Below are 16,344 nucleotides of genomic sequence, written 5' to 3'. Positions count from 1 at the left end.
CGGATTCAGCATTCAATCAACTTTTGTCATCAAACATTACTTTGTCATTCCGTAGGAATCTAGACTGTTGAGATTCCTACGGAATGACAAATATTGATTTTATAATTTAAGGCAAAAATCAGTTTCAATATCATCCCAATTCAAAAAAATAAATGCTAATTTTGATGTATGCGAATAGAAAACGAAATCAAGTTAGGGTTCAAAGATGTGATGTTTCGTCCGAAGCGTTCCACACTCAAATCCCGTTCAGAAGTGACTATAGAAAGAGAATTCACTTTTCTACATACTCAGAAAAAATGGAGCGGCGTTCCGTTGATTGCGGCCAATATGGACACAGTCGGAACTTTCGAAATGGCAGAGGCGCTTTACAAAGACAAAATCATTACAGCAATTCATAAGCATTATTCTGTACAGGAATGGTCTGATTTTCTGAAAGATAAAAACGATGACTTCTACCAATACATTGCATTGAGCACAGGAACTGGAAAAGCTGACGAAGAAAAAATCAAAACGATTCTGGATGCCAATCCCAAAATTCAGTTTTTATGTATTGATGTTGCGAATGGCTACTCCGAACATTTTGTTCAATTTGTAAAAAAAGCAAGAGAAAATTTTCCTGATAAAATCATCATTGCTGGGAATGTTGTAACCGGCGAAATGGTAGAAGAACTGATTTTGGCTGGTGCTGACATTATCAAAGTTGGAATTGGTCCAGGTTCTGTTTGTACGACTCGTGTGAAAACAGGCGTTGGTTATCCTCAACTTTCTGCAATTATCGAATGTGCTGATGCTGCTCACGGTTTAGGCGGTCAAATCATCGGCGATGGAGGCTGCAAAGTACCTGGAGACGTGGCCAAAGCTTTTGGTGGCGGTTCAGATTTCGTAATGTTGGGAGGGATGTTTGCCGGGCACGACGAAAGTGGCGGTGAACTCATCACAGAAAATGGAAAAACTTTCCGATTATTTTATGGAATGAGTTCTCAAACAGCGATGGATAAACATTCCGGAGGTGTTGCAGAATATCGTGCTTCCGAAGGAAAAACGGTGAAAGTTCCTTATAAAGGTCCAGTTTCAGAAACAGTAAAAGATATTTTGGGAGGCGTTCGTTCGACTTGTACTTATGTCGGCGCATCTAAGTTGAAAGAATTGTCTAAAAGAACAACTTTTATCCGAGTTCAAGAGCAGGAAAATCAGGTTTTTAACGGATAACTTTTGAAGAATATCTTTCACATAACCAATGGCGACTATCTTGCTGAAGATTTGAAGAAAACTTCAATCGAAGGAAGGATAATTGTTTGTCGTGAGGCTTTGATTTCTGGAAATTTGAAAGCTGAATCCTTAGAAGAATTTTGGGAAATAAGAGCAAAATCTATTTCTGAAGATTATAATGTTTCCAAGGAAAGTTATTATGAAAAATCAGTTTCGGAATTTGAAAAAGTTCTGAATATTTCTGAAGATTCCGAAGTCAATCTTTGGTTTGAAGATGATTTGTTTTGTCAGATTAATTTGTGGTTTTGTGTTTCTTTACTCTCAACTATTAAAGATTTAAAAATCTATCGAGTTTTTCCTAAAACAGCTTCTGAAAATCATTGGAAAGGTTTTGCAGATTCAGACAATTCTGATTTGGAAAAATCTTTGAAATCTAGAGTTTTATTTAATAAAAATGATATCAAATTAACTCTCAATCTTTGGAAAGCTTATCAAAATAATGATATCGATTCTTTGAAACAATTATCTGAAAATCAATCCGATTGCTTTCAATTTTTAAAAGAAGTTATCGAAGCTTATATCAATATTAAGCCGGAAGATTTTATTAAAAATCAAATTGAAAACGGATTGACAGATTTTGATTCTGTCTTTAAAAAATTTCAAGAAGAATTAGGAATGTTTGGTTTCGGAGATTTGCAGGTCAAGAAGATTTATGATAAAGTTTTGAACAAGAAATAAAAAAACCAGCCAAATTCGGCTGGTTTTCTATTAAAGATTATCTAGTTCTCTTCTCAACGCAATCGAAGCTTTTTTCACCTCTTGCGTCCAATCATCGGCCGCATTTCCGTCTGCTCCGTCAGAAATATATTTCAGACATAGAAAATCGATATTCTCATATTCTGCAATTTTGGCAAGCGCAAAAGCTTCCATATCGATGACATTGTATTCCGGATTGATATGTTCCATTTCGAACTGGTCTCCGGAACCGCATATCCCATTGGGGAGATGTTCTATAATTAATCCATATTCCAGGAGAATTGTTTCATTGGAAAAAGGTGTTTCAAATTTCTGAAAACCCAAAGCTCTGACATCCATATCTCTCTGAATGAACCGGCTGCAATTCACAACACTTCCTCTGTCAAAAATTGTACTCCCGGCAGTTCCCAGATTGATAATCAAATCCGGATTCACTTCCTGAATAGCTTTTGTAAGATTATAAGTCGCTTTAACTTTCCCTATTCCTACAAATACTTTATTGAATTTTTCAAACTCTTTCCCTGCTTCGGATTCCAAAGCAAAAACCAATAAAATATTGTTGTAATTCTTTCCGTTGTTTGTCATAATTTCTATAAAAAAGCTTTTTGTAAAGAAAAGGAAAAGGAATTTAGCTGAGACCAAAAAAATGTAAATTTGTTTTTTTATTAAAAACCGATGAAAAACACATTAATTTATTCGCTCACTTTACTTTTTTCTTTTATGACAGTATATTTTCTGCTCAGTTTTAGAGTTTTGGAGAATACTCCAATAGGAAAATATCTTTATGATGAAAAAATACCAATAGATTCTATCAGTATAAATCAAAATCTTGTTCCGATGACATTACAGTCCGGCAACCAGTACGAAGAATTTGAATTGGACGAAGTTGAAGGTAAAACGATTTCTAACGAAGATTTTGAAAAATGGAAGGGAAATTATTTTTTCGAATGTATAGAAGCGCAGGGAGAAGGACCTTATAGAGCTTTCATCGAGATAGAAGCACCAAATCCTGAAGATGTAAAAGCTCACATTTATTATAAAAACATTGAAGATGATAAGGTAGAAGAAGATGCTGGCTACCGTTTACAAGGAAAATTCGTTGCAAGAGGAAACGTTGCAGACAGCATTTTTTTCAGTCCGAAAAAATTGTACGATGGTAACAATCCTTATACAAATTATGATTTCAAACTTTACGAAAAAAATGGAAAATATTGGATAAAAACAGAAATGGTAGTTCCAGAAAATTATGAAAACCCAAAATTTCCGATAACAAAATTAGACTAGGCTGTTTGCCCTTTATCTTAAAAAAACACAAATGAAAAAAGCTTTTACAATACTTTTAATGATTCTTATTGGAGAATTTGGAGGATATTTTTATTACAAATATTAGCAAAAAAATAAAGAAAACAATATTATTTCAGAAGCAGGAAATATTACAAATACTCCAGAAACCGTGGAAATCCATAATGAAAATGCGGAAACTTCCAATACCGAAGAACCTGACGAAGAATCTCCACATTCAGGAAAACAAATTGATGAAACACAACTCGATGATGAAAGTTTAAAAAAATGGAAAGGTGAATATTATTTAGAATATTTCGACGAAAAAAGCAAATCTATCCATCCAATAAAATTATCATTGAAAATTGACGCTCCTGATGACAGCAGTATCTTGATTTGGAGATATGATGAAGATAAGCAAACGGATAAAGAAGCAGCATTTTCAGGCGAATTTTGGAAAATGGGAAATGAAAATAATGAATTAGATTTTATTTTGGGAGTTCAATCTGGTGTGTTTGAAGGAAAAAATGAAAGCACATTTTTTCTATCCGAGAAAGATGGAAGATTATTCATAAGAACCAATTATTTGGATAAAAATGACGCTGTGTTGATTAAGAAAATTAAATGAAAAATCTGTAAGAGATTTAACAAAAAACCGACCAAGAAAGGTCGGTTTTATTTTTTATAAATTAAAGTTCAATACCTTAAGTCAACATTCCTCCGTCAACATTCAGAACCTGACCTGTAACGTAAGAAGATAATTCACTTGCGAAGAAAACGCACGCATTGGCAACATCTGCCGGCTGCCCTCCTCTTTTCATTGGGATTCCGTCTCTCCAACCCTGAACCGTTTTTTCGTCCAAAGCAGCTGTCATTTCAGTCTCAATAAAACCTGGTGCGATAGCATTGCAACGGATATTTCTGGAACCTAATTCCAAAGCGATAGATTTAGTAAAACCAATTGCTCCAGCTTTTGAAGCGGCGTAATTTGCTTGTCCAGCATTTCCTTTCACACCAACAACCGAAGTCATATTGATAATAGAACCGGATTTTGCTTTCATCATTGGTTTAATAACCGCTTTTGTCAAGTTGAAAACAGAATCCAAATTAACTTTGATAATCGTATCCCAATCGTCTTTTGACATTCTCAACATCAAATTATCTCTGGTGATTCCTGCATTATTTACCAAAATATCAATTGTTCCGAATTCTGCCAACACATCCTCAACTAATTTTTGAGCGGCGTCATAATCCGAAGCATCTGACTGATATCCTTTGATTTCTGTTATTTTGCTTAATTCCGATTCCAGTTCTTTAGCTTTTTCCACAGAACCGGCATAAGTGAATGCGATTTTTGCACCTTCTTTGGCAAAAACTTCTGCAATTCCTCTTCCGATTCCACGCGTTGCTCCTGTGATAATTGCAACTTTACCTTGTAGTAATCCCATATATTTTTATAATGTTTTCTAAAATTTGTTATGGCAAAAATAATACTTTAAGAATTATTGACAATCCTTTGGTTTTTTCTCAATATGCTTTTGAAGTTTTTCGCTCCATTTATAGCAATGTTCTTTGACTAAAACCATCTTGTTTTCTTTTACTTTATAGATATTTTTAACAATCGATGCTCCTGCACAACACTGATTGGTTTCTGTAATCAATTTATTTTTCTCATCAAATTCCAAAGAAGTTCCAGAAAAATCACTTGCAAAAAATTCATTCTTTTTATTATCGAACAAAAAATATGTTTTTGAAGTGTTTGGACCTGCATAAGATTGCACACAGCTGGAAAAATCTTCGTAACCATCAAAATTATAATCCCCAACCGAAACATCATAAATACCATCAAAACTACATTCTTCCATTTTCATTTTCTGAAAAATTTGATTGCTTTTTTTATCGATAATTAAAAGATAATTCTCTTCATTTTCTTCAGTTCCTCTGAAATAAAATTGCTTAGTACTTTCTGATTGTAAAAATGATTTTTGATTTGCTTTTTTCTTTAAATAGACATTCAATTGAACTTCTGTTTTGAGATTTGTCCAAGTTCCCAGGTATTCTTCTTTTCCATCTTTAAAGTTATTAAAATAGAATTTTGCCTTCCTCGTATCTCCATCCAATTCAAATAATATTAAATGTCCATTCTCAATAATTCCTTTAATAGAAATTGGCTCATTGAATTTTGAATAAATATAAATTCCATCAGCAAATTTTCCATCAATATTAAGAACCAATTCAATTGGATAATTACCAATTTTCCCTTCATAACTGACTTGAGTGAAGAAAAAAACTGGAAAAAACAGAAATATGAGTTTAAGAAAATTCATTTTTTAGATTGAATTATTCACAATCAAAACAATTTCACCTTTTAAAGTTTTGCTTTTCGAGAATTCAATTAACTCATTGATTGTCCCTCGTTTAGTTTCTTCGAATTTTTTGGAAATTTCTCGACTCAAACTTGCTCTAGTTTCTTCTCCGAAGAATTCCTTGATTTGCTCAAGTGTTGTATTGATTTTATGTGGGCTTTCGTAAAGAACGATTGTCTTTTTCTCTTCAGCCAATTGTTTTAGTTTGGTTTGTCTTCCTTTTTTTTGAGGAAGAAATCCAGCAAAAAGAAACTCATTATTCGGCAATCCGGAAACCACAAGCGCTGGAATCAAAGCTGTTGCGCCAGGAAGACAAATCATTTCCAAATTTTCATCCGCACAAGCTTTTGCCAAAAGATAACCTGGGTCCGAAATTCCTGGAGTTCCTGCATCAGTAATTATGGCAATGTTTTGGCCATTTTTGAGGTCATCAATTACTTTTTGCGTGGCTTGATGTTCGTTATGTAAATGATAGGATTTCAGAGGTTTGGAAATTTCGTAATGTTTGAGAAGAACACCGGAAGTTCTTGTATCTTCACACAAAATATAATCTACTTCTTTCAGAACTTTCACAGCTCGGAAAGTCATATCTTCCAGATTTCCAACGGGTGTCGGAACAAAATAAAGAATACCGCTCATCTACAAAAACCTATTTTCAACCAAAGTCCACAATCTCTGCGCATAGCTATCAACTTTTTTCCAATCTCTTTCGTAATAGATATCACTCAAAAATTCCTGAGCTTTATCCAAAGAATTGAAAGAATTCAGAACAGAAACAACTTGATTCAGTTCACTTTGACTTCCATTGAAAAGATATTGAGAAAATGCGATTCTGTCATTCAGGTCAAGCTTGAATTCTGGTTTTGGTTTCGGTGCTTCCATATAATCTGTCGGCACATTATTTTTCAGGAGACTTCCGGAAGTTTGAACCGGAGCCGGTTTTTCTGTCTCTTCCAAATGGTCATCATCAAACAAAGATTTGGCAATTTTGAGACCTTTGATATTCGCTAATTTGAATTTTTTATCGTGATGCTCATCAGAATTTGATTCGTAAACTTCTTGAGATTTTTCTTTTGACTGAGTATTTTCTTTGGAAAATTCTACAATTTTTCTTCTGTTTTCCTCAAGTTCTTTCAGCTTAGCTTCTTTTTCGGCTAATCTTGCTTCATAATCATCCTGCGAAGTTTCTTCTGCAACTGGCTCTTCTTTCGTCATTGCAAAAGAAAACTGGCTGTCCTGCATAGGTTCCAATTTTTCAGTTGGTTCTTCTAAAAGACTTTCTTCAAAAGTATCAGTCTCATTTTCAACTGCGGAGTTTTGTTCTACTTCATCTGCAATTTCTTCTGTTTGATTAGAAACTTCTTCAATCAAATCATTTTTTTCAGATTCAATAGTTTCTTCAACCAGATTTTCTTCTGTTTCTATTTCTGCAAAATTGGAAATTTCTTCAACAACATTTTCTTGAGAATGTTCTTGCTCATCAATTTCTGTAAAAGAATGAACTTCTTCTACTTCCGGAACATCATCGAAAATATCGTGAACCTCGGTTTCTTCAACAATGATTTCAGCAACCTTATTTTCTTCCTCAAATTCTTCAACTGAAATCAAATCCGAATCAACGTTTGTAAATTGGTTATCAATAATTTGTAATGGTTCAACTTCGGTTGACGAAAAATTAAAATTCTGAGAAATTTTAAGAAAAGAAAATTTTTGATAAAGCTGATTGACTTCATTTTCTTTCGCCAAAATAGCTTCATAAGTATCAGATTTTGATAATTCTGACAAAAGATTCTTAATCTCTCCGAAAATTTCTTCGTATTTATCTTGCAGGTTTTGCATAATATATCTTATTAATTTTTACTTAAATTTGATGTTTATAAATTTAAGAACAATTTTGTTCCTAAATAAAGGTTTCATCAAGTTTTTCTTTTATAAATTTTAAAACAATTTTTTGCTAAATTAATAATGTTTTTAGAAAATACAATTAATCATTCCAAACAAAGCGGTTGGATGGAAGTTATCTGCGGTTCTATGTTTTCCGGAAAGACGGAAGAACTCATCAGAAGACTCCGTCGTGCAGAAATGGCCGGTCAGAATGTCGAGATTTTCAAACCGAAAATCGATACGCGTTATTCTGAGGAAGATGTTGTTTCCCATAATCAGACTAAAATCCGAAGTACAGCTGTGGAAAGTCCTTCTGAGATTCTTTTGTTGGGTTCTAATTGTGATGTGGTTGCGATAGATGAAGCGCAGTTTTTTGACGAAAGCATTGTAGATGTTGCCAATCAATTAGCAAATAACGGAATCCGGGTTGTGATTGCCGGGTTGGATATGGATTTTCTTGGTCGTCCTTTTGGACCAATGCCGAATCTGATGGCAACGGCAGAATATGTGACCAAAGTTCACGCGATTTGTAAAAGAACAGGAAATCTTGCCAATTATTCGATGAGAACTTCTGCAGGAAAGGAATTGGTGGAACTTGGAGAAACGGAAGCTTATGATGCAGTTAGTAGAAGAGTTTTTGTGGATGAAGTTCTTAATAAAGATAATGAAATTAATTAGTTTATTTTTTTGATAATCAATGAATTATACAGCAAAAGAAATTGCAGAAATTACCAACTCCGAAGTGATTGGAAATCAAGATATCAAAATCAAAAATATTGCTTTTGACAGCCGAACGATTTATTCTACAAAAAATACTGCGTTTCTTGCGATAAGCACAAAAAAAAATTCTGGACAGAAATATATCGAGACTGTCATCGAAAAAGGAATCGATACAATTATTACTGAAAATAAAATCGATAATCTTTCTATCAATCAAATCATTACAAAAAATTCGGTCGAATTTTTACAAACGCTTGCCAAATATCATTTTGAGCATTCTAATATTAATTCTATTGGAATTACGGGAAGTAATGGAAAAACAATTCTTAAAGAATGGCTTTATCAATGTCTTTCTAATGAGTTTGTTACGGTTAAAAGTCCAAAAAGTTTTAATTCTCAAATCGGTTTGCCCTTGTCATTGTTGCAAATCGATAAAAAGCACGAATTAGGAATATTCGAGGTTGGAATTTCCAAGCCGAACGAAATGGAAAAACAGGAAAATGTTTTCCACCCAAAGATTGGATTATTGACGCATATTGGAACTGCACATTCTGCAAACTTCAATTCCGAAGAAGAATTAATTAATGAGAAATTAAAGTTGTTCAAACATTCGGAAATTATATTTTATAATTCTGATAACGAATTGACAGACAAATTAATCAATCAATTATACTCAAGTAAAAAATTAATATCGTACGGTTTAAAAAACAATAATGATATTTCCATAATTTCTGATGTTAATGACCGAACGCAGGATATTAAAGTCAAATATTTTGAGGAAGAATTTTCTCAGCCAATCAATCAAAGAGATGAAGCGACTTTAACTAATGTTTTAGCTTTGATTGGAATTCTGAAACAGTTCAATTTATCAAATCTTCAAATCAAAGAAAAAATAGATGCACTTAAAGCGATTGAAATGCGTCTTGAAAGCATCGAAGGAATTAGAAATAATCTGATTATCAATGATTCTTATAATTTGGATTTGGATTCTTTGAAAATTGCTTTTCAGTTTATCGGTGAATATAACAAACCAAAAAAATCTCTGATTCTTACAGATATCTTAGATTCTAATGAGAATTCGGAAGAATTATATTCTGAAGTTTCTGAGTTAGTTAATGAACAGAAATTTGATAAAGTTTTTCTAATTGGAGAAGAAATAAGCTCATTTTATAAACTATTTAATTCTGAGACTTTTACTTTTAATAATACCAATCAATTTATTGAAAGTAAAGTGATTAATGAAATCGAAAACCAGGTTATTTTACTTAAAGGTGCAAGAAAATTCGAGATTGAAAAAATCAAAGAAATTCTTGAACTCAGAAAACACGATACGGTTTTGGAAATCAATCTGAATGCAATTCTTAATAACATTAATTTTCATAAATCTCTACTAAAACCAGAAACCAAAATGATGGCAATGGTAAAAGCAAATGCTTATGGATTAGGAAGTTATGAGATTTCCGAATTTCTTCAGCATCATCATATTGACTATCTTGGTGTTGCATTTGCAGACGAAGGTGTTGAATTGAGAAAAAAGGGAATCACAACGCCAATTATCGTGATGAATCCTGAACAGCACAGCTATGATAGTGTCATCGAATATAATCTGGAACCTGAAATCTACAGTCTAAGAGTTCTGGAATTATTCAATGAACAATTGATAAAATCCGGAAATCAGCAGAAATATCCGATTCATATCAAGCTGGAAACGGGAATGCATCGCCTTGGTTTTAAGGATTTTGAATTAGATGAATTAACTGAAAAATTAAACTCGATGAATGTCAAAGTTCAAAGTATTTTCAGTCATTTATCTTCTTCTGATATGCCAGACGAAAAAGAATTTACTTTGAATCAATTAAAAACTTTTGAAAAAAATTCTAGCTATTTAATTGATAAATTGGGTTATCAGCCAATCAGGCATATTCTTAATTCTTCTGGAATTACCAATTATACTGATTATCAATATGATATGGTAAGAATTGGAATTGGAATGATTGGAGAAAATCCAGATAAAAGTATCAAAAAACAACTTCAGGATTCTGTAAGTTTTAAAACTGTTATTTCTCAGATATCGGATGTAAAAAATGGAGAATCAGTAGGTTATAGCAGAAGATTCAAAGCTGAACACGACACAAAAATTGCTACCATTCCGGTTGGTTATGCGGACGGAATTCCACGTTTGATTGGAAATAAAGTCGGAAATATAGGCGTTAATAATAAACTCTGCCCAATTGTTGGAAGCATCTGTATGGATATGATGATGATTAACGTGGATAATGTTGTGGCAAAAGAAGGCGATTCTGTAACGATTTTTAATTCAAATCCTACTCTTGAAGAATTTTCAAAATATTGTGGTACAATTACTTACGAAGTATTAACTTCGATTTCTCCTAGAGTAAAAAGAATTTATATAAAAAATTAAAAATGATTAAGAAACTCTTTTATCTGATTCCATTTTTAGCTTATCTGATGAGTTATTCTCAGGTAAAAGAAAATCTTGTCATTCCAAAAAATCCTAAGATTGGATTATCTCTTTCTGGCGGAGGCGCAAAAGGATTTACACACGTTGGAGTCTTGAAAGTTCTGGATTCTCTCGGTGTTAAAATCGATTATATTTCCGGAACCAGTATGGGTGCAATTGTTGGTGGGCTTTACGCTTCTGGCTATACAGGAAAAGACATCGAAAAGATCGTAATGGACACCGATTTTTATTCATTGATTACAGATCCAAAAACTCGTCGCGAAACCAGTTTTTTCAATAAAAGCGTTGATAAATATCTGTTTACCGTTCCTCTCAAAAACGGAAAGATTACATTTCCCTCTTCTATTAGCACAGGTCAGAGAAATGTTTATCTGCTGAAAGAATTACTTAGAAATGTTTCTAATATTGATGATTTTTCTAAGCTTCCAATTCCTTTTATGTGTATCGGAACCAATATAGAAAGTGGTCAAATGAAGATTTTTGAGAATGGTGATTTGGTTTCATCAATTATGGCAAGTTCTGCTTTTCCATCACTTTTGGATCCTGTAAAGGTTGGTGATAGTATTTATGTTGATGGCGCAATGACGGTTAATTTCCCTTCAAAGCCCTTGAAAGATAAAGGAATTGACATTGTAATCGGTGTTGACCTCAATCAGCCTTTGGCAAAACGTGAGAATCTGACCAGTATAATTTCTATCCTGAATCAAATCATTGATATCAATATTAAAAAAGAAACACTTAACCAATATAAGTACACGGATATCAACATCAAACCGGATCTTACCGGAATGACTGCTACAAGTTATGATGATAAAAGGAAAATCCTGGACAGTGGTTATGTTGAAGCCCAAAAATATGTTGATATTCTGGACAAGCTACCGAAACGAAATTTTGAAAGAATAAGGTCATCAATCAATCCTATTTATTCCAGCGTTTATAAAATAGACAGCCTTGTGGTGGAAAACGGACGGATTTATAAGTCCAACTACATTCGTGGAAAAATGGGGCTTAAATTACCTTCTATGCAGACTTATGGAAGCGTGAATAAGATGATTGATAAATTATATGCAACCAACAATTATAAATTCATCAACTACGATATCGTACAGGAAAATAACAGCAGTTATCTCAAATTATATGTAACAGAAGATGAATCTCGTCATTTTTTGAAATTCGGGCTCCATTACGACGAAGTTTTCAAGACAGGATTGTTGCTCAATTATTCAGCGAAGCGTTTGTTATTTAGAAATTCTAATTTATCCCTGGATGTAGTAATTGGTGATAATCCGAGATATTATTTCAACTACTTTATAGATAACGGATATATTCCGGGTTTTGGACTATATTCTTCAGGAATGACATTCGATCTGAAAAATTTTGATAATAATACAACCGAAACTTGGGATTGGTTCAGAAACGAAGTTTTTATTCAGTCTGTTTGGAAAGACAAGTTTGCAATTGGAGGAGGTTTGAGCCACGACTATTTTGAAAGCGAACGAAACGGTGCCAATAAAATTGTAGAAAAATACCTCAATCCGTATGTCTTCTTAAAAAGCGATACCCAAAACGACCGCGACTTTCCGACAAAAGGTTTTTACCTGAATGCTGAAGGAAAAATCATAGATCTTTTCAATTCAGATTTAGAGAAGAAACCCATTAATATAAAAGCAGATATCAAGATGAATTTTTACATTTCAAAAATGTTCACATATCGTCTGAATTTATATGGAGGGATTACAATTGGAGACAACCTTCCTTCTTTTTATCAATATAGAGTTGGAGGAATTTTTGAACAACCTATAGCCAATTATAAACAATTTGCAGGATACCAGTTTGCTTCATTAGTTGATAATAATATTTTTATTGCTTCTAATGATTTTCAGCTTAGATTCAGTAAAAATTATTTTTTAATTGGAAATTTCAGTCTTGCAAATATGTTCAGCACTATCAAATTTGAAGATGCAGTTAAACTTAATTACAGTTCAATTGGTCTTACCGCAGGTTACAAATCTCCTTTCGGTCAGATAAAAGTCAACTTCAGCAAATCTCTTAACAAACATAAAGGCGTTTTCAGTGTCATCTTAGGGCATTGGTTTTAAAAATATGATAAACTATTTTTTTGAAAAAATTGATAAAGTAGAAATCCATTCAAACACATCAGAATGGCTGGAAAACTTGATTCAGGCAGAGAACAAGAAGCTCGGTGAAATCAATTATATATTTTGTGACGACGAGTATCTTCTCAAAGTTAATCAGGATTATCTCGACCACGATTATTACACAGACATCATCACATTTGACTATGTAAAGGGAAAAACCATTTCGGGAGATATTTTCGTATCTTTGCCGCGCATTTTGGACAACGCTTCTACCCTATCTCAAAACTTTGAATCAGAATTCAATCGCGTTTTGGCTCACGGAATTCTTCATCTTTGCGGATACAAGGATAAAACCGAGGAAGAAGAGACTCAAATGCGAGCAAAAGAAGATTTTTATATCAATCAATTTAAAAATTTTTAGGAGCTATTTCCCGCTTTCCGCTCATACTCCTCACGCCAATGCTTTTTCCAAAGCTAGTTGCGGGGTAACCGCTACAATCGGGGCTAGTTCCAATATTACGGTCAATGTTCCACGTGAAACATTACCTTTAAAATATAGAATATGATAAGCGAAATATATGACGTAATTGTAGTTGGAGCAGGTCACGCTGGTTGCGAGGCTGCTGCTGCTGCTGCTAATCTTGGTTCAAAAACCCTTCTTGTCACAATGAATATGCAAACCATTGGACAAATGAGTTGTAATCCTGCAATGGGAGGTATTGCAAAAGGACAAATTGTAAGGGAAATCGATGCAATGGGCGGCTATTCCGGTATTGTAGCTGATAAATCTGCAATCCAGTTCAAGATGCTGAATCTTTCCAAAGGCCCTGCAATGTGGTCTCCAAGAACACAGAATGACAGAATGATGTTTGCAGAAGAATGGCGTTTAACTCTAGAAAATACGCCTAATCTTGACTTTTTTCAGGATATGGTAAAAAGCCTTATTATTGAAAATAATAAAGTCGAGGGTGTTGTAACTTCCCTTGGAATCGAAATTAAAGCTAAATCTGTTGTCTTAACGAACGGAACTTTCCTTAACGGTTTGATTCACGTCGGAGATAAGCAATTAGGTGGTGGAAGAATGGGAGAACCAAGAGCTTTCGGAATCACAGAACAATTGGTTTCTTTAGGTTTTGAAGCTGGAAGAATGAAAACTGGAACACCTCCACGTGTGGATGGAAGAAGCCTTGACTATTCTAAAATGGAAGAACAAAAAGGCGATGAAAATCCTCAGAAATTCAGTTATTTAGATACTCCTAAGTTAACCAAACAATTAAGCTGTCATATCGTTTATACCAACGAGACTGTGCACGATATTTTACGTGAAGGATTTGATAGAAGCCCTATGTTTAATGGAACTATTCAGAGTTTAGGCCCAAGATATTGCCCAAGTATTGAGGATAAAATCAACCGTTTTGCGGAGAGAAACAGACATCAATTATTTGTAGAACCAGAAGGTTGGAGAACTGTAGAGATTTATGTGAATGGATTCAGTTCTTCTCTTCCAGAAGATGTTCAAATCAAAGCGATGAAACACATTCCAGGTTTCGAAAATGTCAAAGTTTTCCGTCCTGGTTATGCCATAGAATACGACTACTTCCCTCCTACCCAATTGAACCATACATTAGAAACAAAACTGGTTGAAAACCTTTATTTCGCTGGTCAAATCAATGGTACAACGGGTTATGAAGAAGCTGCCGGACAAGGTTTAATTGCCGGAATTAATGCTCATAATAAAGTTCACGACAAAGGAGAGTTTATTCTTAATCGTGATGAAGCTTATATCGGTGTTTTAATTGATGATTTGATTACGAAAGGAACTGAAGAACCTTATAGAATGTTCACTTCCAGAGCTGAATACAGATTACTACTTAGACAAGATAATGCTGATATTAGATTAACTGAAAAGGCTTATAATCTTGGTTTAGCAAAAGAAGAGAGACTAAGAAAAGTTGAAGAAAAAATTGCTAAAAGTGATGAATTAGAGACTTTCCTTAGAGAAACTTCTCTTAAACCAGGAATTATTAATCCCATTCTTGAAACGATTGAATCCTCTCCTGTTGACCAAGCTTACAGAGCTGCTCAAATCTTGACACGTCCAAATATGACTTTGGAAAAATTAGAAGGGATTGAAGCTATAAAAGATGTAGCTTCTACTTATGAAAATGAAATAAGAGAACAAGCTGAAATCAATATCAAATACAAAGGTTACATAGAGAAAGAAAAGGAAAATGTTGCTAAACTAAATAGATTAGAAACAATCAGAATTCCGGAAGATTTTGATTATTCAAAAATCACTTCTCTTTCTGCAGAAGCTAAACAAAAAATGGGTAAAGTAAAACCCAAAACTATTGCACAAGCAGGAAGAATCAGCGGCGTTTCTCCAGCTGATATTAATGTACTTTTGATATATTTGGGTAGATAAAATTACAAATGTTCCACGTGAAACATTCCAAAGAACAATGTTATTTTTCATTGTTCTTTTTGTTTAAAAACTTTGAATTAATTTATGAAAATTAAAGACCATTTTCTTACACAAGAAGAATTTGAAATTATAGGAACTGAAACAAAAGGTGTTTTCAAAACCTCCCCTATTCCTTCTAATATTTCCAGATATTATGAGAGTGAAGATTATATTTCGCACCATCAGGATTCAGGAAGTTTGAAAGAAAAACTATATAAATTTCTACAGTCTTTTAATCTTCAATACAAAAAAAATATACTTGTTGATAGAATTAAAAAAGGTTCTAAAGTTTTAGATTATGGTTGCGGTGCCGGTGAATTTGTAAAATATATTGAGAAGGATTTCGAAACTTTTGGGTTTGAACCCAATTCAGATGCCAGAAATGCAGCAATAAATAAAACTCAAAAAGCAAAAATTATTAATGATTTAAATTCAATAGAAAGTCAAAGTTTAGATGCGGTTACATTATGGCACGTTTTCGAACATATCGAAAATCAGAAAGAAATGCTGGATATCTTTCATTCAAAATTAAAAGAAAAAGGTTTGCTAATAATTGCCGTTCCTAATCCAACTTCTTACGATGCGAAACATTATAAAGAATTTTGGGCAGCGTATGATGTTCCAAGACACATCTACCATTTTTCAAAAAACGGAATGGAAACTCTCATTTCAAAAAATCCAGATTGGAAATTAAGAAAAATCAAACCTCTCCTACTTGATTCATTTTATATCTCAATGTTGAGTGAAAAATATAAAAAATCACCTCTTTTTTGGTTAAAAGCAGTCGTTCACGGAACGATTTCTAACGTAAAAGCGCTTTTTTCGAACGAATTTTCAAGTTTGATATATATTATCGAAAAAAAATAGAAAATCGATTTTTAATACAATTCTGAAAGCCAATTTTCAGGCGTTTTGTTCAAAAATTGTTAATAAATACAAAATTTAGAAAATATTCAGTCATTTTTAATTTTCAATTAAAGTCGCTGAGAATCTCTTAAAAAATTTTTACTGAAACTTATTCAAGTATAGATAAAATAAAAACCGACAAAAATTTGTCGGTTTTAAATATTTATTTGGAAAAGT

At 33.2% G+C, this 16,344-nt stretch carries 15 protein-coding genes; 10 read left to right on the top strand and 5 right to left on the bottom strand.

The annotated features are described in order from the left end of the window. The first annotated feature begins 168 nt into the window (after window positions 1-168). Window positions 169-1,209: a GMP reductase gene (locus tag BUR19_RS13420; protein WP_074235964.1), complete on the top strand. Its 1,041-nt coding sequence runs from the start codon at window positions 169-171 to the stop codon at window positions 1,207-1,209. Between the two features lie 3 nt (window positions 1,210-1,212). Further along, window positions 1,213-1,947: a DUF1835 domain-containing protein gene (locus BUR19_RS13415; protein ID WP_074235963.1), complete on the top strand. Its 735-nt coding sequence runs from the start codon at window positions 1,213-1,215 to the stop codon at window positions 1,945-1,947. A gap of 30 nt (window positions 1,948-1,977) precedes the next feature. Here the strand turns inward: BUR19_RS13415 and BUR19_RS13410 are convergent, their stop codons facing one another. Continuing rightward, window positions 1,978-2,550 (bottom strand): 5'-methylthioadenosine/S-adenosylhomocysteine nucleosidase family protein, encoded by a 573-nt coding sequence (locus BUR19_RS13410; RefSeq protein WP_074235962.1) that lies wholly within the window; start codon window positions 2,548-2,550, stop codon window positions 1,978-1,980. A gap of 90 nt (window positions 2,551-2,640) precedes the next feature. Here BUR19_RS13410 and BUR19_RS13405 point away from each other — a divergent pair, with 90 nt between their 5' ends. Both BUR19_RS13405 and BUR19_RS13400 read left to right on the top strand, forming a co-directional pair. Beyond that, on the top strand, window positions 2,641-3,249 hold the full coding sequence (locus BUR19_RS13405) for a hypothetical protein (protein WP_074235961.1): 609 nt from the start codon (window positions 2,641-2,643) through the stop codon (window positions 3,247-3,249). Between the two features lie 169 nt (window positions 3,250-3,418). Next, window positions 3,419-3,874, top strand: a complete 456-nt coding sequence (locus BUR19_RS13400) for a hypothetical protein (protein ID WP_074235960.1) — start codon at window positions 3,419-3,421, stop codon at window positions 3,872-3,874. Between the two features lie 76 nt (window positions 3,875-3,950). On the opposite strand, the gene fabG is transcribed toward BUR19_RS13400, so the two are convergent. Genes fabG through BUR19_RS13380 form a run of 4 tightly spaced genes read right to left on the bottom strand, consistent with a single transcriptional unit; the run spans window position 3,951 to window position 7,451 of the window. Then, window positions 3,951-4,694, bottom strand: a complete 744-nt coding sequence (gene fabG, locus BUR19_RS13395; protein WP_074235959.1) for a 3-oxoacyl-[acyl-carrier-protein] reductase — start codon at window positions 4,692-4,694, stop codon at window positions 3,951-3,953. Between the two features lie 54 nt (window positions 4,695-4,748). Continuing rightward, on the bottom strand, window positions 4,749-5,573 hold the full coding sequence (locus tag BUR19_RS13390; protein ID WP_074235958.1) for an XAC2610-related protein: 825 nt from the start codon (window positions 5,571-5,573) through the stop codon (window positions 4,749-4,751). Window positions 5,574-5,576: 3 nt separating this feature from the next. Beyond that, window positions 5,577-6,251: a 16S rRNA (cytidine(1402)-2'-O)-methyltransferase gene (rsmI, locus tag BUR19_RS13385; protein ID WP_074235957.1), complete on the bottom strand. Its 675-nt coding sequence runs from the start codon at window positions 6,249-6,251 to the stop codon at window positions 5,577-5,579. Beyond that, the gene (locus BUR19_RS13380) at window positions 6,252-7,451 is read right to left on the bottom strand and encodes a hypothetical protein (RefSeq protein ID WP_074235956.1); all 1,200 of its coding nucleotides are present in this window, start codon (window positions 7,449-7,451) and stop codon (window positions 6,252-6,254) included. It lies immediately after the preceding gene. Between the two features lie 126 nt (window positions 7,452-7,577). On the opposite strand from BUR19_RS13380, the gene BUR19_RS13375 reads away from it, so the two are divergent. From BUR19_RS13375 to BUR19_RS13350, 6 genes are all read left to right on the top strand, one after another. After that, window positions 7,578-8,174 carry a thymidine kinase gene (locus tag BUR19_RS13375; protein WP_074235955.1) on the top strand — a complete coding sequence of 199 codons (597 nt, stop codon included), beginning with the start codon at window positions 7,578-7,580 and terminating at the stop codon, window positions 8,172-8,174. A gap of 19 nt (window positions 8,175-8,193) precedes the next feature. Continuing rightward, window positions 8,194-10,638 carry a bifunctional UDP-N-acetylmuramoyl-tripeptide:D-alanyl-D-alanine ligase/alanine racemase gene (locus BUR19_RS13370; protein WP_074235954.1) on the top strand — a complete coding sequence of 815 codons (2,445 nt, stop codon included), beginning with the start codon at window positions 8,194-8,196 and terminating at the stop codon, window positions 10,636-10,638. Window positions 10,639-10,640: 2 nt separating this feature from the next. Beyond that, window positions 10,641-12,797, top strand: a complete 2,157-nt coding sequence (locus BUR19_RS13365) for a patatin-like phospholipase family protein (protein ID WP_074235953.1) — start codon at window positions 10,641-10,643, stop codon at window positions 12,795-12,797. Between the two features lie 4 nt (window positions 12,798-12,801). Next, window positions 12,802-13,218: an rRNA maturation RNase YbeY gene (gene ybeY / locus BUR19_RS13360; protein ID WP_074235952.1), complete on the top strand. Its 417-nt coding sequence runs from the start codon at window positions 12,802-12,804 to the stop codon at window positions 13,216-13,218. Window positions 13,219-13,359: 141 nt separating this feature from the next. Next, window positions 13,360-15,222: a tRNA uridine-5-carboxymethylaminomethyl(34) synthesis enzyme MnmG gene (mnmG, locus tag BUR19_RS13355; RefSeq protein WP_074235951.1), complete on the top strand. Its 1,863-nt coding sequence runs from the start codon at window positions 13,360-13,362 to the stop codon at window positions 15,220-15,222. Between the two features lie 84 nt (window positions 15,223-15,306). Continuing rightward, entirely contained in the window at window positions 15,307-16,128 is an 822-nt protein-coding gene (locus tag BUR19_RS13350; protein ID WP_074235950.1) for a class I SAM-dependent methyltransferase, read from the top strand. The last annotated feature ends 216 nt before the right edge of the window (window positions 16,129-16,344 follow it).

This window comes from Epilithonimonas zeae (assembly GCF_900141765.1).
GTDB lineage: Bacteria > Bacteroidota > Bacteroidia > Flavobacteriales > Weeksellaceae > Epilithonimonas > Epilithonimonas zeae.
The sequence above is the reverse complement of the archived record's forward strand: the minus strand, read 5'-3'. Positions and strand labels throughout refer to the sequence as shown.

Excerpts from the sequence above, each read along its gene's own strand:
- BUR19_RS13420 (WP_074235964.1), top strand. The coding sequence starts at position 169 with ATGCGAATAGAAAACGAAATCAAGTTAGGGTTCAAAGATGTGATGTTT.
- BUR19_RS13410 (WP_074235962.1), bottom strand. The coding sequence starts at position 2,550 with ATGACAAACAACGGAAAGAATTACAACAATATTTTATTGGTTTTTGCT.
- BUR19_RS13405 (WP_074235961.1), top strand. The coding sequence starts at position 2,641 with ATGAAAAACACATTAATTTATTCGCTCACTTTACTTTTTTCTTTTATG.
- fabG (WP_074235959.1), bottom strand. The coding sequence starts at position 4,694 with ATGGGATTACTACAAGGTAAAGTTGCAATTATCACAGGAGCAACGCGT.
- BUR19_RS13390 (WP_074235958.1), bottom strand. The coding sequence starts at position 5,573 with ATGAATTTTCTTAAACTCATATTTCTGTTTTTTCCAGTTTTTTTCTTC.
- rsmI (WP_074235957.1), bottom strand. The coding sequence starts at position 6,251 with ATGAGCGGTATTCTTTATTTTGTTCCGACACCCGTTGGAAATCTGGAA.
- BUR19_RS13380 (WP_074235956.1), bottom strand. The coding sequence starts at position 7,451 with ATGCAAAACCTGCAAGATAAATACGAAGAAATTTTCGGAGAGATTAAG.
- BUR19_RS13375 (WP_074235955.1), top strand. The coding sequence starts at position 7,578 with ATGTTTTTAGAAAATACAATTAATCATTCCAAACAAAGCGGTTGGATG.
- BUR19_RS13370 (WP_074235954.1), top strand. The coding sequence starts at position 8,194 with ATGAATTATACAGCAAAAGAAATTGCAGAAATTACCAACTCCGAAGTG.
- BUR19_RS13365 (WP_074235953.1), top strand. The coding sequence starts at position 10,641 with ATGATTAAGAAACTCTTTTATCTGATTCCATTTTTAGCTTATCTGATG.
- ybeY (WP_074235952.1), top strand. The coding sequence starts at position 12,802 with ATGATAAACTATTTTTTTGAAAAAATTGATAAAGTAGAAATCCATTCA.
- mnmG (WP_074235951.1), top strand. The coding sequence starts at position 13,360 with ATGATAAGCGAAATATATGACGTAATTGTAGTTGGAGCAGGTCACGCT.
- BUR19_RS13350 (WP_074235950.1), top strand. The coding sequence starts at position 15,307 with ATGAAAATTAAAGACCATTTTCTTACACAAGAAGAATTTGAAATTATA.